We start from the raw sequence: 20,662 nt of genomic DNA on the forward strand, positions 1-20,662 counted from the left end.
TCAAATAATTAATGATACATGTATAATTCAAAAGAAAAAGTAGTCTTAGACTACTTTTTCTTTTTGTGACGGTTTGCTCTACGTCTCTTTTTACGTTTGTGCGTTGCTACCTTGTGTCTTTTTCTTTTTTTACCACTTGGCATAAAATGATTCTTTTATTAGGTTACTTAATAAATTATACTGCAACGTTCGTCTTAACACCTTCTACAAATACTTTTGCAGGTTTGAACGCAGGTATGTTGTGCGCTGGAATTTTGATAGTCGTATTCTTAGAAATATTTCTACCAGTTTTTTCAGCTCTTGTTTTAATAATAAAGCTACCAAATCCTCTTAGGTAAACATTGTCTCCACCTTCTAAAGATGTTTTTACTTCACTCATGAATGATTCGATAGTTGCTTGTACGTCATTCTTTTCGATACCTAATTTTTCAGATACCTTTGCTACAATATCAGCTTTTGTCATTTTAAAAATTGTTTAGGGGTTAAAATTTCAAGTTCGCAAATATAAGCATTAAAAACTCAAACTTTCAAGCATAATCTTTTAAAATATAAGAAGATAAGTATATAAATTAGCAAAAAACCTTTATTTGCCATTGAAATTCTCTAATAAACTTATAGCGTGGTACTTAGTAAACAAGCGGGAAATGCCTTGGAGACAAACCACTGATCCTTATAATATTTGGCTCTCAGAAATCATCCTTCAACAAACTAGAGTAGCCCAAGGATTGCCCTATTATTTGAAATTTACAGAAGCTTTTCCAACAGTATTTGATCTAGCAAATGCTTCTGAAGAAGAAGTGTTAAAATTATGGCAAGGACTCGGATATTACTCTCGTGGCAGAAATTTACATGCCGCGGCAAAGTATATTGTAGAAGAGTGTGATGGTATTTTTCCAAATACGTATAAAGATTTATTAAAACTAAAAGGTGTGGGTGATTATACTGCTAGTGCCATTGCAAGTATTAGTTTTAATGAACCAACTGCTGTCGTAGACGGAAATGTGTATAGAGTTTTATCACGGTTTTATGGTATCGAGACTCCTATTAATAGCACAGAAGGCATTAAAGAATTTAAAGCTTTAGCTCAAGAACTTATAGACAAAGAGCAACCTGCAAATTTCAATCAAGCGATTATGGAGTTTGGCGCCATACAATGTAAGCCTCAAAACCCATATTGTTTGCACTGTATTTTTAACGATTCTTGTGTCGCATTACAAAAAAACAGAATTAGCACGCTGCCTGTAAAACTCAAAAAAACAAAAGTTAAAAAACGTCATCTACACTACCTCGTATTCAGATCGTCAGATCACAAGACAATTATTGAACGACGCACAGGAAAAGGGATTTGGCAGGGTTTGTATCAATTTCCAATGATTGAAGGGGAATTTGATACTAACCGCTTTCGCGAAAGCGAACCCTTTCAAAAAGAAACAGCTTCGTATACTATAAAAAACATAGTTCCATACAACGTAAAGCCAATTGTCCATAAATTATCACATCAACATTTACACACTATATTTTGGATTATTGATGTTGAAAATTTAGAAGACACTGCTATCGAAATTCAATCTATAAGTTCTTATCCTGTTCCCGTGCTTATTGAAAAATTTATAGCAACTTATTTTAATCTAAAATAGTTTTAATCTGTTTTCTATAAGAAGAAGGACTCTGTCCTGTAAATGCTTTAAATCTTTTATTAAAGTGTGAAAAGTTATTAAATCCGCTTTCAAAACACACATCAGTAATTGTCATCGCATGTTCTGAAAGTAACTTAGAAGCATGTACTAATCGATATTCATTGACAAACTGTGTAAATGTCTTATTTGTTATTTTCTTAAAATAACGACAAAAAGAAGGAACTGTCATATGGGTTAATTCTGACATCTGTTCTAGAGGAATTTCTTCCTTAAAGTGTGTTTTTACATAATTGAACACTAAATTAATTCTATCATTGTCATGTACATTAGATAATAAGGTAAATCCATCTGCATTTAGTATTCTAAATTCTTTTGTAGTAGCAAGTCTATTAAGAATCTTTAAAAAAGATAGCAATCGCTCAAAATCACTCTGCTGTTCCATACTCTCCATAAGAGCCCCTATTTCTGTTTTTGTGACTCCAGAAAATACAACCCCGCGTTTTGATACTTGCAAAAGTTTTTTAATATGAGACATTTCAGGAATATTAAAAAAATCATCTCCAAGAAAATCTGCCTTCATTTGTATGACAGTTTCAAATTTATTGCCTGTTTGATGATCTGTAAACCCACAATGAGGTAAGTTACTACCAACTAAAATTAAAGTACCCCATGTATAATAAGAAAGGTTACTTCCTACGAGTCTTCTCCCTGTACCTCCATTTACATATACAAGTTCTAACTCAGGATGGTAATGCCATACTGTATTATCATTTCTATTTTCCTTATCAAATTTTTGATATAGAAAGGAATTTCCAAAATTAGGAGTAATAGCTTCTAAAGTAGGTTTCTGTAGAATCATATCGAGCTTTTATGGCTAAAGTTAAAAACGCTTTTGAAGTTAAATCGTTAGAAAATTACCTTAAATATGTACTAAATTAACATAATAATAAATCATAAGTTTAACAAAGGATAATTTAGAACATTAATATGAAAATAATGTAATAGCAGCGAGTAGCATTCTGGCGTATGTTTGTATCATAATAATTTAGTCATCAATCATTTAAATCGAATATTATGAAAAACACATTAAAATTATCACTGCTTCTCGCGCTTTTAATCACTAGTGCACATGTAAATGCTACAACATTGGAAACATTTATAGAGACAAAAGAATTAAATCCCGAAACCATTACTGATGATTTAGTTATTAGAGAAAAAGATGAAAAAGTATCTGTAATTCTTTTAAACTTGGATTTAAATCCTATAAAGATTACCATCAGAGATGGTTTTGGACGTATTGTTTTTTCTGAAACAATCAAAGACAATAAGACTATTCACAAGTCATTTAACTTTAAAAAAGCATATAAAGGAAATTACAGCATCAAAGTAAGAAATGGTTTAACTACTTACAATAAAGAAATAAAAATTATCTAAATACTTATTTCTTTCATTTAAAATCAAGTTTGCTTAGTGAAGCCTCTTTTAGATAATTCTAATGAGAGGCTTTTTTTATGTTTTCTATTAAAGTTATAGATCAGGTTCCCTCTATAAAAATCAACATCTTGTAATAGTTGTTTATCTATAAGTTTATAGATTACAGCTTAATATTTTCTTATATTTGATACTATGGCAGGAACTATCAATAAAGTTATTCTAATTGGTCACACAGGAGACGAAGTAAAAATGCACTACTTTGAGGGTGGTAATAGCATAGGGCGCTTCCCTTTAGCCACCAATGAAGAGTACACAAATAGAACGACAGGAGAGCGCGTAAGCAACACCGAATGGCATAATATTGTAGTTCGAAATAAAGCTGCCGAGATTTGTGAAAAATATCTCAAAAAAGGAGATAAAGTATATATAGAGGGCCGTCTAAAAACTCGAAAGTGGACAGATGACAAAGGTCTTGAGCGTTACAGTACTGAAATACAATGTGTAGATTTTACGTTTCTTACTCCTAAAGGAGAAGGACAACAAGCTAATAGACCTGCACAACCATCGCAACCAGTTCATTCACAACAACCTGCTCAGCAACCGCAATCAACACCATCGCAGATAAATCCTACAGAGGATGTAGATGACCTTCCATTTTAAAACTACGTATAACGAATTTAAAGACGATTGGATCCTGACCCTGAACCCTTGTTTATAGTATTAGCTTTTGATAGTACCATCCTTATTAGTAGTCTTCTATTACTAGTATTATTTATATGCTCTGCACTAATAAGCGGTGCCGAAGTTGCTTTTTTCTCGTTAACATCTACAGATTTAGAAACGTCAGAAGCGACAGATCAGCAAAATCCCAAATTAAAAGTAGTTGCAAAACTATTACAGAAACCTAAAAAACTACTAGCCACTATATTAGTAGCAAACAACACGATTAATATTGCGATTGTACTACTTTTTGCTAGTCTTGGAGACGTCTTTTTTGGATCTATAACAACTGATCTCTTTGGTATTTCAGCAGCTACTATACGTTTTATAATAGAAGTTGGTGTCATCACTTTTCTTATCTTACTTTTTGGTGAGATTTTACCTAAAATCTACGCAAGTCGTAACAATATTAAATTTGCCAGTTTTATGGCGTTCCCACTTCGCTTTTTTGATATTCTCTTTACACCATTAAGCGGGCCGATGCGTTATATCACATTACAAATACATAATACATTAGGAGATCAAAAATCAAATTTTAATGTAGACCAATTATCGCAAGCACTAGAACTTACGAGTGAAGGAGACACTACCAAAGAAGAACAAAAAATACTACAAGGTATTGTCGCTTTTGGAAATACTGACACAAAACAAGTAATGCGTCCTCGCATGGATGTTTTTGCGCTTAATAAAGAAGATTCCTATCCTGATATATTAACCCAAATAACAGATACAGGATATTCCCGTATTCCTGTATATGAAGATAGTATAGACAGTATTGTAGGTATATTATATGTAAAAGATTTATTACCTCATCTTTCTGATAAAAAATTTGAATGGACATCTTTATTACGAGCACCTAATTTTGTTCCTGAAAACAAAAAACTAGATGATCTACTTGCTGAGTTTAAAGAAAAGAAAAACCACCTTGCCATTGTTGTAGATGAATATGGAGGCACTAGTGGTATTATTACACTAGAAGATATTATTGAAGAAATTGTAGGCGATATTAGTGATGAATTTGATGATGAAGATGTTATTTATTCTAAAATAGATGAACACAACTATGTATTTGACGGAAAAACATCATTAAAAGATTTTTACCGCATTATACATCTAGAAGATGATAGCATCTTTGAGAACCAAAAAGGAGAAGCCGAAACAATTGCTGGCTTCATCTTAGAGATCTCAGGAGGTTTTCCTAGAAAGAATGAAGTAATAAACTATACCCAATATTCGTTTACTGTGGAAGCCATAGACAAAAAACGCATTAAACAAATTAAATTTACCATACTATCTTGACCATACGCTCTTACATATACAGTATACTTTGTTGCGCATTACTTGTTTCTTGCGGAGATGACCTATTGCCAAAACCTGAAGCATTTTTAAGCCTCGAATACCCTAATGCAACATACGTAACAACACCTTCTGACTGTAATTACAGTTTTGAAAACAACTATATAAGTACTGCTATTTTTAAAGATAACTGCTCAGTAACCATCAACTACCCAGAACTTAATGGCACCTTATTCTTAACCTACAGAAAAGTAGACAATAACATAAATGCCTTGTTGAGAGATGCTCAGAAACTCACTTATGAACATGTCATAAAAGCAGACGATATCATTGAAGAAAAGTATGTCAATGAATTACAAGATGTATATGGTATGTTTTACGATGTGCGAGGAAACGCAGCTTCTCAGTCTCAATTTTATGTAACAGATAGCACTGCACATTTTATTACAGGCTCTATTTATTTTAATGCAAAGCCAAATTACGATAGCATCTATCCTGCAGCAGTATATCTTAAGAATGATATCCGTCACCTTATGGAAACTATCACTTGGAATAGTGAAGACTAGTATGTTTTCGTATTTCTGAAAACTCCATATAAATTTCACTTTCGTGAAAGCGTACCCAGCAACAAAACAACTTATAATCATCATAGCACCTCCTTACTACTCTCTTTATAAAACAGAAGCTATTATTGTTTAATTTATAGAAGCAATTTATTTTAAACTCATAAATCAATAAACTCACCGAGGAATTTCCGAACTTTGCATATCTAAAATTTTGCAATGCAAAACAGCACATTAAAATGGATATATCTCGTAGTATTATCCATTATTTGGGGAAGTTCTTTTATCCTTATTAAAAAAGGACTCGTAGGTCTCACACCCATTCAGCTAGGCGCTTTACGTATTTTATTTACTGCATTTTTCTTATTACTTATTGGCTGGAAAAGCCTACGCACCATTAAAAAAGCAGAATGGAAATGGATTATTATTTCTGGAGTTTTGGGAACAGGGCTTCCTGTATTTTTATTTGCCTATGCCGAAACAGAAATAGATAGTGCTATCGCTGCCATACTGAATTCTAGTGTCCCTTTACTGACCCTCTTACTAGGCTTAACTATATTTGGAGCCAAATTCCTTAAACGTCAATTAGCAGGAGTCTTAGTGGGTTTAAGTGGAGCAACCGCATTGATTCTTATTGGCGCTAGCATCAACCCTAGCCAAAATTATTGGTATGCCTTACTCGTCATAGCTGCAGGCGTCATGTATGCCCTTAATGTAAATATTATTAAACGTTACATGCAAAATATTTCAGCCATTGCCATCGCTACTGGAAACTTTATTTTCTTAATCCCACCAGCATTGATTTTACTAGTATACTCTGATTTTTTTAATCAAGAAGTATTACAATCTCAAGAAGTTCAAATATCATTAGGATATATTGTCATTCTAGCCTTATTTGGAACTGCCATGGCAAAAGTGATGTTTAATAAATTAGTACAAATCAGCAACCCTGTATTTGCTTCATCAGTGACTTATCTTATGCCCATCATTTCCGTCATGTGGGGACTATTAGATCATGAAAAGTTTACTATTTGGCAACTTTTTGCTTCTATCGTTATTATTGCGGGTGTATACCTTGTCAATAAGAAAACAAAAACTACATAATTACTATTGGGGTGGTTGTTTGTTGATTTTTGTAAAATGCAAAGCACAAAAATTCAACAAACTTTCCGTAATATATACTACTGAAAAGTTTACTCCTAAAACAGCTTATTGCGTCTTTAACAATTATTACTGACGTGCATCTTGTCAATAAGAAAACAAAAACTACATAATTACTATTGGGGTGGTTGTTTGTTGATTTTTGTAAAATGCGAAGCACAAAAATCTAACAAACTTTCCGTAACATATACTATTGAAAAATTTACTATTTGGCAGCTTTTTGATTCTCTGATTATTATTATTAGTGTGTACCTTGTTAGTAAGTAAACGAAAGCTTCTCAATCATCAAAATTCTCTTGAATCTCAATTTCTCTACTTATTGGGATATAGGTTAAAAGCTTTTTTATAAAAAGTTCATTTTTTGCATCAAAACAAGCAGCATATTGTTCAAGATCATGATCTATATGATGCTCTTGAAGGTTTTCAATAATAGCTTTTAATAAATGTATAGCTCCATTTGCATCATATGGAGACTCATCTAAACTATAAGATTTCAAGTATTCTACAACTTTACGATACTCCATCTTAATATTTTATTTAATCTCAATTTTCTCTCCTAAAAACTTAGGCTTTACCCCAAACAGAATATCGAAAAACACTTTTGTTCTTGCTAGATATTCTCTTAGTTGTACTTTCAAACCATACCGTCTAGAGACATCTCGTGCATTAAAACCAACTGCTTTGATATCATTCTTACCTGCAAGATAAATAGCGCGTTCATTATGAAATTCTTGAGAGATAATGGTAATTTCTTCTTGCCCAAATATTTCTTTAGCTCTTATCACAGAATCTAATGTTCTAAACCCTGCATAGTCGAGAAATATCTTATGTTCTGGAATTCCTCTTTTTATGAGCTCTTCTTTAAAATCAGTAGGTTCATCATAAAGCTCAGTACTATTATCACCACTCACTAAAACAAAGTCAATTTTATCTTCTTTATATAGTGCTACTGTTGCTTCTATCCTATATGTAAAATATAAATTAGTACGCCCATTTTGCAAAAGCTTGGAGGTTCCTAACACCAGTCCTACTTTATTTTTTTTAATATCAGAAACAGCGCTAAACGTTTTATCACTCGCATACGATTCTATGGAATAATTAGAAACAACTATTATCAATAAAGTAATAGCTATTAAAAGGACAAGTGATTTTATTTTTTTACGCATGCTGTTATTTTACATATAAACTTAAGAATACAAATTGTATTGCAGAAATCACATCCATTTAACTCTTTATTAATTTAAATATATTGCAAATAAAAAGGCGATTATATAAAACAATCGCCTTTCATCCCTAAACAAACTATCAAGAGATCTTAATAGTTTAAGAAAAAGAGATTTTCATATAATCCCCTTACATTATATATAATATTTCTAGCCTAATGGTGGCTGACCGTTCATAATTTCTTCATTAGCATACGACTCAAACTTTTTAAAGTTTTCTTTGAAAGACTTTGCTAGTTTATGCGCTGTTTCATAATATCCTTCATCATTATTCCAAGTGGCACGAGGAGATAATACTTCTGTAGGCACTCCTGGACATGTTCTAGGTTGCGCTACTCCAAACACAGAATGTATATGATAATCATCATGTGTAACTTCAGACGGCAACTCTCCATTCATTGCGGCAGAAATCATTGCTCTTGTATACTTTAATTTCATACGTGATCCTACCCCGTATGGACCACCAGTCCAACCCGTATTCACTAGCCATACATTTACGCCAGCTTCTTGCATCTTCTTACTTAGCATTTCTGCATATTTAGTAGGATGCAAAGGCATAAATGGTGCTCCAAAACACGCCGAAAAAGATGGCTGTGGTTCTGTAACTCCTGCTTCTGTACCTGCTACTTTTGCTGTATACCCACTTATAAAGTGATACGCAGCTTGTCCAGGTGTTAATTTTGAAATAGGAGGCAGTACTCCAAAAGCATCGGCAGTTAAGAAAAATATATTCTTAGGATTTTTTGCCAATGAAGGTACTTGAATATTATTGATATGGTGTATAGGATAACTTACACGTGTATTTTGAGTAATAGAAATATCTTCAAAATCTACATGCCCATCGGCATCCATAATTACATTTTCTAAAATAGCTCCTGGTTTTATAGCATTATAAATATCAGGTTCATTTTCTGCAGATAGGTTAATCACTTTCGCATAACACCCACCTTCAAAATTGAAGATCGTATTTTCAGAAGTCCACCCATGTTCATCGTCTCCTATTAATTTACGATTTGGATCGGCAGAAAGTGTTGTTTTCCCAGTTCCTGAAAGCCCAAAGAATATAGCAGTTTCACCATTGTCTCCTACATTTGCAGAACAGTGCATAGGCAATGTATTCTTATCTACGGGAAGAATAAAGTTCAATGCAGAAAAGATTCCTTTTTTAATTTCCCCTGTATATCCTGTTCCTCCTATAATAATCGTCTTTTCTGTAAAGCTCAAAATAGCAAAGTTACTCTGGCGAGTACCATCTACTTCAGGATCTGCAAGAAATCCAGGTGCATTTAGAATAGTCCATTCTGGATCAAAATTTTCAAGTTCTTCAGAAGTTGGCCTTAAAAACATGTTGTATGCAAACATATTTGACCAAGGATATTCATTTATAACACGAATATTTAATCGATACTTATCATCTGCACAAGCATAACTATCTCTCACATATAATTCTTTACCTGAAAGATAATCTGTAATCTTGTTTTTTAATTTCGCGAAAGCGTCAGCCTCAAAAGGTATATTAATAGATCCCCACCATACTAAGTCTTCGGTTTTTGCATCTTTTACAATAAAACGATCTAGTGGTGATCGTCCAGTAAACTTTCCTGTATTAACCGCAAGTGCTCCACTAGAAGCTGTCTTACCCATATCATTCTTTACAGAAATAGCATGTAAATCTTGAGGTTCTAGCTGATAATGGGCGGTTGCGTTATCAATTCCATAAGGTTTTAACGAAATCGTTTTCGTAACTGAAGTGTCAGAAGCCATAAAAATGGTATTTGTTGTGTTGTTTTTAAAGCGCAAAGGTAAAAAAAACCTTATCGTTGAAGCAGTATTTTTATATTATTTCTCTTTCTTCATTTGGAAGAATTTAACAATAAGCACTCCCCAAGCTATAATTAAGAGGGTTCCTCCTATAGGAGTTACGATCCCTATCGTCGTAAAATCAAAACCTGTAAGCACGTTTGTAGCGAGTCCATATATAGACCCTGAAAACAGTACAACCCCTGTAAGAATAAGAATGTGAAGTATTTTTTTTGTTTTTTCGCTTAAAGCGAAAATAGCCGTCAACAGCATTAATAATGCATGATACATTTGGTATTTCACCCCTGTTTCAAAAGTAGCCAAGGCATCGGCATCTAAAGACTTCTCCAGTCCATGCGCTCCAAAAGCACCAATCACCACAGCCAAAAACCCTAAAATACTTCCAGTTACTAAAAGTCGTTTGTTCATAAAATAACTTGTTATGTAATTAATCAAATACCTACATTCGTACTCCACAAATTTACAACCAATATGTCTACAAGAACAATCTTAGTTATAGGAGCCGGAAAATCTACCTCTCAACTAGTAAATTATTTTCTCAACAAAGCTACTGCAGAGAACCTAGAAATTATTGTAGGCGATATTTCGATAGAAAACGCACAGAAACTTGTAGGCAATCACCCTAAAGGAAAAGCAATAGCCCTTGATGTATTTGATGAATCACAACGTAAAAAAGCTATTCAAGAAGCTACTATTGTTGTATCTATGCTTCCTGCTCGTTTCCATATAGAAGTAGCACGCGATTGTATTACCTATAATAAATCTATGGTTACAGCTTCTTATATCTCTAAGGAGATGCAAGCATTAGATGAAGCGGCCAAAGAAAAAGGACTCATCTTCATGAATGAAATAGGTCTCGATCCAGGTATTGATCATATGAGTGCTATGCAAGTTATAGATCGTATACGTGACAATGGAGGTAAAATGATTCTTTTTGAAAGTTTTACAGGAGGTCTTGTCGCACCAGAGAGTGACACTAATTTATGGAACTATAAATTTACTTGGAATCCTCGCAATGTAGTACTTGCAGGACAAGGAGGTGCTGCAGAGTTTATACAAGAAGGAGCTTATAAATATATTCCATACCAACGTCTTTTCAGACGTACAGAGTTTTTAGAAATAGAAGGATATGGACGTTTTGAAGGATATGCTAATAGAAATTCATTAAAATATAGATCTGTATATGGCCTAGATGATATTGCTACTTTATACAGAGGTACAATACGTCGCGTAGGTTTTTCTAAGGCATGGCACATTTTTGTGATGATGGGCATGACTGATGATAGTTATACCCTTCAAGAGACAGAAAGTATGAGCTATAGAGATTTCTTAAATCTCTTCCTACCCTATTCTCCTACTGACTCTGTCGAATTAAAATTGCGTCATTATCTAAAAATAGATCAAGACGATCTATTATGGGACAAACTTGTAGAATTAGATATTTTCAATCCAGATAAAAAAATAGGACTTAAAAATGCCACTCCTGCAAAATGCTTACAACGTATTCTAGAAGATAAATGGACACTCGCGCCTGAGGACAAGGATATGATTGTTATGTATCATAAGTTTGGATACGAACTTAACGGCGAACGCAAGCAAATAGATGCTACGATGGTAAATATAGGTAATGACCAAATAGAAACAGCCATGGCAAGAACTGTTGGCCTTCCAGTTGCGATGGCTACATTACGCATCTTAAATGGAGAGATCAAAACACCAGGCGTACAGCTTCCTATTCAAAAAGAAGTATACACGCCTATTCTTAAGGAACTAGAAGAATATGGCATTACTTTTAACGAATATCAAGTTCCATATCTAGGATACAATCCAAATAATGTAGGAGGATAAACCATTATAAGAAAGCTCACTTCTATTTTTAAAAAAGTTTTAGTACTTTGAGATACTAAAATTGCTTTAATATGAAGAGATTACTATTCTTTTTTATTCTTATTGCCCATCAAGTATTCGGACAGATTGAATTCAGAAATGACGAGTCTCTTCTCTTTGACCAAGAGACTGTATATGGGTCAAGTGTATTAGGGCCAAGTATCTCTTTCTTTGATTTTGATCAAGACGGTTGGGACGATATCACGATTCCTGCCTCTGCGACTCAAGATTTTCAGTTCTTTAAAAATGTAAATGGTAATTTTCAAGCTGTAGATTTAGGTATTTCAAGTAATAATATCCAAGCGAGACATGCCATATGGGTAGATATAGATAACGACGGAGATCATGATTTTTTTGCCACTAGTGATTTAGGATACATATGGTTATATAGAAATGAAGGTAATAACACATTTACTAATATTACTAATACCTCTGGACTTCCTACTATTGATATTCCATACTGGGGATCTTCTTGGGGAGATTACAACAATGATGGGATCTTAGATGTTTTTATAAGCATACGAGATGCAGACCAAATACAAGGCAATCTTCTTTACCAAGGAAACGGAGACGGCACCTTTACAAACACAACAGTTAGTGCAGGAATAGATCCGGCGGGATATATTACCTTTTGCTCTTCCTTTTTTGACTATGATAATGATGGAGATCAAGATATTTATACTGCCAATGATAAATGTACCACACCCAATACACTTTATAGAAATAATGGCGACGGCACATTTACAGATGTAAGTATTGCTAGTGGCACAAATCTATACATGAGTGCTATGTCTACGACCATCGATGATTTTAATAATGATGGATGGCTAGATATTTATGTAACCAATTTTTACCCTCCTTTTGAAGAAGATGTTACTGTAGGTAATGCCTATTTATTAAATAATGGTGATGGAACTTTTAGTAATATAGCTTTAGAAAATGGAACTCGATTTGACAGCATCGGATGGGGAACCGTATGTATAGATGCTAGTAACAATACCTATAAAGACCTATATGTAAGTGGTAGTGTAAATGGTGAAGACGGAAGACTTTCTGCTGCATTATATCTTAATGATGGATTAGGCAATTATACCATAAGCACAGGCACAGGTATTGAAGAAGACCCCTTTATTAGTTACTCAAATGCTATAGGAGATATTCAGAATGATGGTTTACAAGATATCGTTGTTATAAATGCAAATGATGCTCCTATTTCTTTATGGAATAATACTTCAACTACAGATAATAATTGGCTTAAAATAACATTAGAAGGTACTATCAGTAATAAGATGGGAATAGGCTCAAAAATAAAAGTAGGTGTTGGAGAAAATGTATACTATGGATATACATTATGTGGGGAAGGCTACATGAATCAAAATAGTGACACAGAGTTTTTTGGTCTGGGTGACGCAACAACCGTTGATTATATTGAGGTTACTTGGTTAAGTGGCATGATAGATCGTATTGAAGATATCGATAGTAATCAAACCCTAACTATTGTTGAAGGATCTAATCCACTAAGTATTAATGAATTTACAATTAATGATATTACACTCTATCCAAACCCAACAAAAGATAATATCCATTTTTCATATCCAGAAAATCAGCAAGAGATCACTATTTCTATTATGGATATACAAGGAAAAGTAATCAAAACCCAATACTTTGACAGTCCCAATCAAGAGCAAACCATCGACATTTCAGATATGGCAAGTGGTGTTTACTTTGTATCTATAGACAATACACAAAAGACTATTGTCAAAAAAATTGTTGTTTTATAAAGACCCTATATTTATCTAGAGAATTATTCTAATTACATTACATATTTAGTAGCTTGCACTTTGACTATGACTACAGAAAAAGACAACCTACACACGCTTCTTAAAACCCATTTTGGGTATGATCACTTTCGTGAAAACCAACTCGACATTATTCAAGATATCATTGCAGGAAAAGATTCCTTAGTGATTATGCCTACTGGTGGAGGAAAATCTATGTGTTTTCAACTTCCTGCGCTTGCATTATCGGGTACTGCTCTTGTAATTTCACCGCTTATTGCATTGATGAAAGATCAGGTAGATGCCTTAAAAGCAAATGGTATCAAAGCTGCCTATTACAATAGCACACAAGCACCAGAAGAGATAGAAAAAGTAATTCAAGATTTACGAGAAGGACACCTTGATCTTATTTATGTAGCACCAGAAAGTTTATCATTATTAGACACATTATTACAGGAAGTACAAATAAGCCTTATTGCTGTAGATGAAGCGCATTGTATCTCTTCATGGGGGCATGATTTCAGACCTGCCTATACACAGCTAGGATATTTAAAAAATAGATATCCCAATACTCCACTAGTTGCACTTACAGCTACCGCAGATGTCTCTACACAAGATGATATCGCAGAACAGCTCTCCATACCAAACGCAAAACGCTATGTAGCCTCTTTTGATAGACCTAATCTGTTTCTAGACGTACGACCAGGTCAGAAAAGAATACAACAAATCCTCACTTTTTTAGATAGTCGCCCTTTTGAAAGTGGTATTATTTATTGCTTAAGTAGAAAAAGCACTGAACAGCTTGCTCAAAAACTACAAGATGCAAATCATACAGCAAAAGCATACCATGCAGGACTTGACGCGCAAGAACGCTCAAAAATCCAAGAAGATTTTATCAATGACAAAACACCCATTATTGTTGCTACGATAGCCTTTGGAATGGGAATTGACAAAAGTAATGTTCGCTGGGTGATTCATTACAATATGCCTAAAAACATAGAAGGCTATTATCAGGAAATTGGTCGTGCAGGTCGAGATGGTCTTCCATCTCACACATTACTTTTTTACAGCTATGCAGATACGATACAGTTACGCAAGTTTATAGAAAACAGTGCCAATATCGAATACCAAACAGCAAAGCTAGAACGCATGCAACAATATGCAGAAGCCTTAAGTTGTCGTCGTAAAGTACTGCTAAACTATTTTGGTGAGTTTCTAGCAGAAGACTGTGGTCATTGCGATATCTGTAAGAATAATCCTGAATACTTTGACGGTACTATCATTGCGCAAAAAGTACTTTCTGGCGTCGTTCGATTAAAAGAACAAGAAGCTTTAGGAATGGTGATAGATGTACTGAGAGGTGCTCAAAATGCTTCCGTATACGACAAAGGATATCAACACATTAAAACCTTTGGCGCTGCTAAAGATGTTGCCTGGAAAGATTTACAACAGTATATCATTCAAATGATTAATCAGGGGTTATTAGAAATACGCTTTCGCGAAAGCGGAAGACTCTTACTTACATCACTAGCAGAAAAGGTGTTGTTTAAAGGTAAAAAGGTACAATTGGCTAACCTAGTCCAACCCATTGTTGAAATTGTTAAAGAACGAAAACCTAAAAAGCCAAAAGGTACTTTATTTGAAAAACTTCGAGAATTACGTAATGAATTAGCACGTGATGAGAATGTTCCTGCGTATATTATTTTTAGTGATGCAAGTCTTAAAGACATGGAAGATCAAGAACCTACTACAGAAACCGAATTTCTTCAAATAAGCGGTGTAGGACAAGCAAAATTAGAACGATACGCTGCCGATTTTCTCAATGTAATTAAAGCGCATATTAAAAAACCTAAAAAAACCAAAGTGGGAAAAACCCATGAAGAAACACGCGCTTATATTGAAGAAGGACTCTCTCTAGAAGAAATTGCAGAAGCACGAAATTTAACTATAGGATCCATATTTAATCATGTCATGAAGTTACATGAAGATGGTATGCATATCGATTTTGATCAATTTATAACCACACAAGAAATAGCACAAATCGAGAAAGCGCAAGATGAGATTGAAGATACTTCTAGTCTAAAGTCATTTTTTACGTATTTTGAAGAACAAGTCCCGTATTGGAAAATAAAATTAGGATTATACCTATTACAAAAAAAGTGACGCATACATTAAAAATCGATGATCTCAAAAAAAATATACCGTAAGTGTCGTCTGTAGTAACTTCTATTTTTTTTAAACTATTTCCTAAAGACGCATTTATTTATTTTTGAGCAACCATAATATTTTAAATTATTGAAAACACTTACTAAGTATTGGTTTTTAGAAGAATTTAATCTCTTCAGAAAATTAGGCATTGTCACGATGATGTCCATTTGTGAAATTCTGGAAATGGATTATATTAATAAAGGTTCTGTTATTAACCTCCAAAGCGTCGACAAAAAATGTATTTTCTTCCTAAAAAAAGGGGTTGTAAAAATTGTAGATAAGAATACACATACGGTAAAATATGTGGCAAAACGCGGTAATATATTTGGAGAACTTTCCTTATACGATGAAGAAATGGCGTCTGAAGAAGTTGCCTATGCTCTTGAAGATTGTGTGATTTGTTATATAGAATCAGAACGAATGGAGGCGCTAATACAAAAACACAAATCACTTAAAAATGGTGTTTTGAAGATATATGGCACACGTATAAAACGCTTAGAACGCAAATTACACGATCTTTTATACAAGGATAGTCATGTAAGAATTAAAGAGTTTATAGCAGACTATGTAAGTGAGTTTGGGACTCCAAATGAAGAAGGAAATCTAGTAGCAAAAAACCTACTCACCCATAAAGATATTGCTGGACTTACCAATACATCACGACAGACTGTAAGTAATGTATTGAGTTCAATGCGCAAAGATGGAGATATTCAATATGACACAAAGTTTATTACTAAAATTGAAAAATAAACCATTCAGAAACACATAAGCAACACAGTACCTCATGATGATTTTGGAATATTTTTAAGTTTTTACGAAAGAAATTTTAGAACACTTCGACAGATGCAATAACGACAACTAATCAAATCATGAATTTACTAAAAACACTGGGATACTTGTGCCTTACTGGATATATCCTTGTACTATCAAGCGAATACTTAACACAGTACTTATTATATATTTTAGGAAATTATGACAATTTCGAATTTACATCTTTAGATTATTTACAAGGCATTATTTTATTAACTATCAGTAGTTTTTCATTTTATTTTATTAGACACAATCTTCTCTATAAAGTACATACACCAAAAAAGCTATTATTAGTAAATAACAATTAAAAAAGAAGCATCAAAACAAATTATAGTATCTTAATAGGATCAAACTAGGCAACACAACTATTGGAGTACAATGTCCAAAATGTAGAACCTTATATTAAGGATAAATTTTATTGATGATTCGTTTCCCCTTAACCATCAATAACTAATAACATATTATTATAAATTTCATTTTCAGAGGTATTCCTACTATGCTTCTGCAAGGAGAACTATTTTAAAAATTAACCACTATCAAACATAAACTCGCAAATGATTAATTCTAAAAACCATATTTACAAAGCCTTCTTTGTTTTTATACTTTGTATGACATCATATATGTATGGACAAGAAAAAGAAGTCTCTGTATACATTACCGGAAATACAAATACAACAGAAGGAATAAATACATTACGCACTATTGTAGAAGACGCTTCTGAAAACTCGAAGCTGCTCTTATTGGGAAATACAACGCCTGAAAATGGATTTAACGATACTGCAATAGCTGTAGTAGATGATCAACTCAATATTGTCTCTTCCTTAAAAAAGAATGTCATCTTTACATCTGGGCATAATGAATGGGAATATAATGGGTACAAAGGTGTAAAAGCTTTTGAAAAATATATCCAAAAAAATAGCGATGCCAAGTTTTACCCAGATAAAGGGTGTCCTATCAAAAAGACAAATCTTACTGATAATGCAATTCTTATCACTATAGATTCGCAATGGTATCTAGAAGATTGGGATAAACAAACGTATCTCAATGAAGATTGTGATATCAAAAACAGAAATGATTTCTTTTTAGAGTTTGAAAGCATTTTAAAAAAGGCGCAAGCAAAAACAAAGATCATTGCCATTCATCATCCAATGCTCTCATTATCTAAAACCGGATTTTTTGCAAGAACAGGTGGTTTTTCTCAAGAAGATTTTCAGCATACGCAATACAGGAGTTTACGCAATAGATTACTCACTATCGCACAAGAAAACGATAAGATTGTATTTATTTCTGGAAGTGATAAAAACCTGCAATATATCAATGATTTTGGCGTGCCACAGATTATAAGCGGCGCTTCTGGAGACACTCAAAATGTTAAAAAGGTAATTAAAAATAGTGGTGATTTCGCTTCAAGCGAAAAAGGATATGCACGTCTTGATATCTATACAGATGGTAGCCTTTCTGTTCATTTCAAAAATGAAAATAGTGTGTTATTTACAACAACACTTTTCGAAAATACACAACAGACATCTTCCATTTCTTTTGAACCTAAAGACACCTACCCAGAAACTAAAAAGGCTGCTGTATATGCTAGTGAAGAAACTGAGAAAAGCAAACTCTACAAAGGGCTTTGGGGAAAACGCTATCGCGAATTTTACAGCAAAGAAGTAGAAGCTCCCGTTGCATTTATAGACACTCTATTAGGAGGGCTTACTCCTGTAAGACGCGGTGGTGGACACCAATCTAAATCATTACGACTAGAAGACAAGGATGGTAAGCAATATGTGATGCGTGCGTTACGTAAAAGTGCCACCAAGTTCTTACAAGCAACTGCTTTTAAAGAAACCTATGTAGAAGAAGAGCTTGAAGGTAGTTTTGCAGATCGTTTTGTATTAGATTTTTATACCGCAGCACATCCTTATACTGCTACAACAATAGGAGATTTGGCAGATGCTGCAAAGGTATATCATACCAATCCCAATTTATATTACATTCCTAAACAAGAAGCCTTAGGAGAATACAATGATGAATATGGTGACGAATTATATTTACTAGAAGAACGTGTAGAATCTGGACATAAAGATGCCAAAAGCTTTGGATATCCTGAAGATATTGTAAGTACGGCAGACGTACTTCAAGAAATTCATAAAAATGGCAAATCTGCTGTAGATGAATCTTCTTATATCAGAGCACGTCTTTTTGATATGCTTATCGGCGATTGGGATCGTCACGAAGATCAATGGCGATGGGCTGTATTTAAAGAAGATGGTAAAAAAACATACAAACCTATTCCAAGAGATAGAGATCAGGCTTTCTCTGTATTTGATGGAAGTATTTTTGGATTTTTACGTGTAGCAGTACCAGCTTTACGAATGATGCAATCTTTTGACGATGAGCTCAAAAGTCCAAGATGGTTTAGCTTTGAACCCTATCCTTTAGATGAATCATTTATTAATAAATCAGATTGGGCAGCTTGGGAAAAAGAAGCCAAATATATTCAAGATAACGTTACAGATGAAATCATAGCAAAAGCCTTTGAAAATCTTCCTGAAGAAATGAAAGGGGAAACTATAGAAGAAATCAAATCAAAATTAAAAGGAAGACGCGGTAATATCTTAACTATTGCAAAATCGTATTTTGACTATGTAAACAAACATGCTGTACTAATCGGAACTCAAAAAAGCGATGTTTTTAATATAGAAAGACTTCCTAATGGACAAACACGCGTAGCCATTATGCGTAAAGACAATGGAATATTTGAGCGCACATTCAATGCATCCGAAACGAAAGAAATTTGGATATACGGTCTTGAAGGAAAAGACACGTTTAATGTCACTGGAGAAGGAGACCATCTTATTAAAATTAAAGTAATCGGTGGTAAGAAAAATGATACTTATGATTTTAAAAACACTAAAAAGGTTAAGATTTACGATTATAAAAACAAAGAGAATACTATCGTTAATAAACGATCAAAGAAATGGCTAGTAGATGATTACGAAATCAATAATTATGATTACAAAAAAAGAAAAGAAAATGTAAATCAGTTACTGCCTATCATTGGAGCTAATCCTGATGATGGTCTTAGAATAGGATTTACAAATACATTTACCACACATGGTTTACAAAGCAATCCATTCACTTCAAAACACATTATAACCGCATCTTACTATTCTGGAAATTCAGGATATGATGTAAGCTATAGTGGAGAATTTGCAAATATATTTCACAATTGGAACTTTGGCGTTGAATTCAAGTACAACAGTCCCAATTTTGCTCAGAACTTCTTTGGATTTGGTAATGATACAGCATATGATAGAGATGAAGTAGAGCTAGATTTTAACCGTGTACGTATACGTCAATTAAGAGGAGCCATATCCCTCATAAGAAGAGGCGATAATGGTGGATATTTTGAAATCAAACCTCAAATAGAATCTTTTGAAGTAGCAAATACCGCAGATCGTTTTATTGCTACAGATGATCTAGCAGGAATAAATGCACTCACTTTTGAAAACCAAACCTATGCAGGAGCAGAAGTATCTTATGGTTTTAAAAACAAGGATAACGCCGCCTTCCCAACCTATGGATTAGATACAGAAGTCACAGCAGGATATAAAACCAATATTGACGGAGGTAATAGCGACAATAAATTCGGATATGTAGAGTCCCATTTTGCCTTTGACTATAAAATTTCTAAAAGCGGTAATCTCGTATTTGCTACAAAAATAGGAGGTGAAGCCATTCTTGGCGATAATTTTGAATTCTTCCATGGAGCTACTTTAGGAGGTAATCATAGCTTAAGAGGATTTAGAAATGAACGCTTTATTGGAAAGTATGCTTTTTATCAAAACACAGACTTACGATTAAAATTAGGGAAATTCAAAAGCAGTTTTATCCCTTTAAATTATGGAATTACGGGTGGGTTTGATTACGGAAGAGTATGGGAAGGCAATGAAGCTGCTGCTATCATTGATGAATCTAGTACTATAAATACTAGTGCTGGAGGATCTTTCTGGATCAGTGGTCTTGATACATTTACAGCAAACGTAGGCTATTATGGAAGCAATGATGGCGGACGTATTGTATTTGTACTCGGATTTGCATTTTAAAAAACTAACAATAACAACAAT

At 33.7% G+C, this 20,662-nt stretch carries 17 protein-coding genes; 11 read left to right on the forward strand and 6 right to left on the reverse strand.

Translation table 11 applies throughout. The features are described from left to right. Window positions 1-175: 175 nt before the first annotated feature. On the reverse strand, window positions 176-463 hold the full coding sequence (locus tag Q1A01_RS00090) for an HU family DNA-binding protein (RefSeq protein ID WP_089370712.1): 288 nt from the start codon (window positions 461-463) through the stop codon (window positions 176-178). Between the two features lie 130 nt (window positions 464-593). Here Q1A01_RS00090 and mutY point away from each other — a divergent pair, with 130 nt between their 5' ends. Continuing rightward, window positions 594-1,637, forward strand: a complete 1,044-nt coding sequence (gene mutY, locus Q1A01_RS00095) for an A/G-specific adenine glycosylase (protein ID WP_299675580.1) — start codon at window positions 594-596, stop codon at window positions 1,635-1,637. On the opposite strand, the gene Q1A01_RS00100 is transcribed toward mutY, so the two are convergent. Further along, complete coding sequence (locus Q1A01_RS00100; RefSeq protein ID WP_299674156.1) at window positions 1,624-2,496, reverse strand: AraC family transcriptional regulator; 873 nt, start codon at window positions 2,494-2,496, stop codon at window positions 1,624-1,626. The genes mutY and Q1A01_RS00100 overlap by 14 nt on opposite strands. 215 nt (window positions 2,497-2,711) lie before the next feature. Between Q1A01_RS00100 and Q1A01_RS00105 the strand changes: the two genes are divergently transcribed. From Q1A01_RS00105 to Q1A01_RS00125, 5 genes are all read left to right on the forward strand, one after another. Beyond that, entirely contained in the window at window positions 2,712-3,071 is a 360-nt protein-coding gene (locus tag Q1A01_RS00105) for a hypothetical protein (RefSeq protein WP_299674158.1), read from the forward strand. A 192-nt stretch (window positions 3,072-3,263) separates the two neighbouring features. Then, the gene (gene ssb, locus Q1A01_RS00110; RefSeq protein WP_299674161.1) at window positions 3,264-3,731 is read left to right on the forward strand and encodes a single-stranded DNA-binding protein; all 468 of its coding nucleotides are present in this window, start codon (window positions 3,264-3,266) and stop codon (window positions 3,729-3,731) included. Window positions 3,732-3,758: 27 nt separating this feature from the next. Continuing rightward, on the forward strand, window positions 3,759-5,090 hold the full coding sequence (locus tag Q1A01_RS00115; protein ID WP_299674164.1) for a gliding motility-associated protein GldE: 1,332 nt from the start codon (window positions 3,759-3,761) through the stop codon (window positions 5,088-5,090). After that, window positions 5,087-5,653, forward strand: coding sequence for a gliding motility lipoprotein GldD (gldD, locus tag Q1A01_RS00120; RefSeq protein WP_299674166.1), 567 nt, complete (start codon window positions 5,087-5,089; stop codon window positions 5,651-5,653). The genes Q1A01_RS00115 and gldD overlap by 4 nt, the downstream gene beginning before the upstream one ends. A gap of 216 nt (window positions 5,654-5,869) precedes the next feature. Beyond that, complete coding sequence (locus Q1A01_RS00125) at window positions 5,870-6,754, forward strand: DMT family transporter (RefSeq protein WP_299674168.1); 885 nt, start codon at window positions 5,870-5,872, stop codon at window positions 6,752-6,754. 335 nt (window positions 6,755-7,089) lie between these two features. Here Q1A01_RS00125 and Q1A01_RS00130 read toward each other — a convergent pair whose 3' ends face one another. From Q1A01_RS00130 to Q1A01_RS00145, 4 genes are all read right to left on the reverse strand, one after another. Beyond that, window positions 7,090-7,335: a hypothetical protein gene (locus Q1A01_RS00130; protein WP_299674171.1), complete on the reverse strand. Its 246-nt coding sequence runs from the start codon at window positions 7,333-7,335 to the stop codon at window positions 7,090-7,092. 9 nt (window positions 7,336-7,344) lie between these two features. After that, window positions 7,345-7,977, reverse strand: coding sequence for an ElyC/SanA/YdcF family protein (locus tag Q1A01_RS00135; protein WP_299674173.1), 633 nt, complete (start codon window positions 7,975-7,977; stop codon window positions 7,345-7,347). A gap of 207 nt (window positions 7,978-8,184) precedes the next feature. Beyond that, on the reverse strand, window positions 8,185-9,798 hold the full coding sequence (gene pckA / locus Q1A01_RS00140; RefSeq protein WP_299674176.1) for a phosphoenolpyruvate carboxykinase (ATP): 1,614 nt from the start codon (window positions 9,796-9,798) through the stop codon (window positions 8,185-8,187). Between the two features lie 75 nt (window positions 9,799-9,873). Then, window positions 9,874-10,263 (reverse strand): DUF423 domain-containing protein, encoded by a 390-nt coding sequence (locus Q1A01_RS00145; protein WP_299674179.1) that lies wholly within the window; start codon window positions 10,261-10,263, stop codon window positions 9,874-9,876. Window positions 10,264-10,326: 63 nt separating this feature from the next. Here Q1A01_RS00145 and Q1A01_RS00150 point away from each other — a divergent pair, with 63 nt between their 5' ends. From Q1A01_RS00150 to Q1A01_RS00170, 5 genes are all read left to right on the forward strand, one after another. After that, complete coding sequence (locus Q1A01_RS00150) at window positions 10,327-11,703, forward strand: saccharopine dehydrogenase C-terminal domain-containing protein (protein WP_299674182.1); 1,377 nt, start codon at window positions 10,327-10,329, stop codon at window positions 11,701-11,703. Window positions 11,704-11,774: 71 nt separating this feature from the next. After that, window positions 11,775-13,523, forward strand: a complete 1,749-nt coding sequence (locus Q1A01_RS00155; RefSeq protein WP_299674185.1) for an FG-GAP-like repeat-containing protein — start codon at window positions 11,775-11,777, stop codon at window positions 13,521-13,523. 66 nt (window positions 13,524-13,589) lie between these two features. Continuing rightward, the gene (recQ, locus tag Q1A01_RS00160; RefSeq protein ID WP_299674188.1) at window positions 13,590-15,683 is read left to right on the forward strand and encodes a DNA helicase RecQ; all 2,094 of its coding nucleotides are present in this window, start codon (window positions 13,590-13,592) and stop codon (window positions 15,681-15,683) included. Between the two features lie 132 nt (window positions 15,684-15,815). After that, window positions 15,816-16,478, forward strand: a complete 663-nt coding sequence (locus Q1A01_RS00165) for a Crp/Fnr family transcriptional regulator (protein ID WP_299674191.1) — start codon at window positions 15,816-15,818, stop codon at window positions 16,476-16,478. A gap of 668 nt (window positions 16,479-17,146) precedes the next feature. Next, window positions 17,147-20,641, forward strand: a complete 3,495-nt coding sequence (locus Q1A01_RS00170; protein WP_299674193.1) for a metallophosphatase — start codon at window positions 17,147-17,149, stop codon at window positions 20,639-20,641. Window positions 20,642-20,662 lie beyond the last annotated feature (21 nt).

The sequence above is a fragment of the uncultured Dokdonia sp. genome (assembly GCF_947492815.1).
Classification (GTDB): Bacteria; Bacteroidota; Bacteroidia; order Flavobacteriales; family Flavobacteriaceae; genus Dokdonia.

Coding starts and splice junctions, on each gene's coding strand:
- Q1A01_RS00090 (WP_089370712.1), bottom strand. CDS start 463: ATGACAAAAGCTGATATTGTAGCAAAGGTATCTGAAAAATTAGGTATC.
- Q1A01_RS00145 (WP_299674179.1), bottom strand. CDS start 10,263: ATGAACAAACGACTTTTAGTAACTGGAAGTATTTTAGGGTTTTTGGCT.
- pckA (WP_299674176.1), bottom strand. CDS start 9,798: ATGGCTTCTGACACTTCAGTTACGAAAACGATTTCGTTAAAACCTTAT.
- Q1A01_RS00170 (WP_299674193.1), top strand. CDS start 17,147: ATGACATCATATATGTATGGACAAGAAAAAGAAGTCTCTGTATACATT.
- Q1A01_RS00130 (WP_299674171.1), bottom strand. CDS start 7,335: ATGGAGTATCGTAAAGTTGTAGAATACTTGAAATCTTATAGTTTAGAT.
- Q1A01_RS00155 (WP_299674185.1), top strand. CDS start 11,775: ATGAAGAGATTACTATTCTTTTTTATTCTTATTGCCCATCAAGTATTC.
- ssb (WP_299674161.1), top strand. CDS start 3,264: ATGGCAGGAACTATCAATAAAGTTATTCTAATTGGTCACACAGGAGAC.
- Q1A01_RS00100 (WP_299674156.1), bottom strand. CDS start 2,496: ATGATTCTACAGAAACCTACTTTAGAAGCTATTACTCCTAATTTTGGA.
- recQ (WP_299674188.1), top strand. CDS start 13,590: ATGACTACAGAAAAAGACAACCTACACACGCTTCTTAAAACCCATTTT.
- Q1A01_RS00105 (WP_299674158.1), top strand. CDS start 2,712: ATGAAAAACACATTAAAATTATCACTGCTTCTCGCGCTTTTAATCACT.
- Q1A01_RS00135 (WP_299674173.1), bottom strand. CDS start 7,977: ATGCGTAAAAAAATAAAATCACTTGTCCTTTTAATAGCTATTACTTTA.
- Q1A01_RS00150 (WP_299674182.1), top strand. CDS start 10,327: ATGTCTACAAGAACAATCTTAGTTATAGGAGCCGGAAAATCTACCTCT.
- Q1A01_RS00125 (WP_299674168.1), top strand. CDS start 5,870: ATGCAAAACAGCACATTAAAATGGATATATCTCGTAGTATTATCCATT.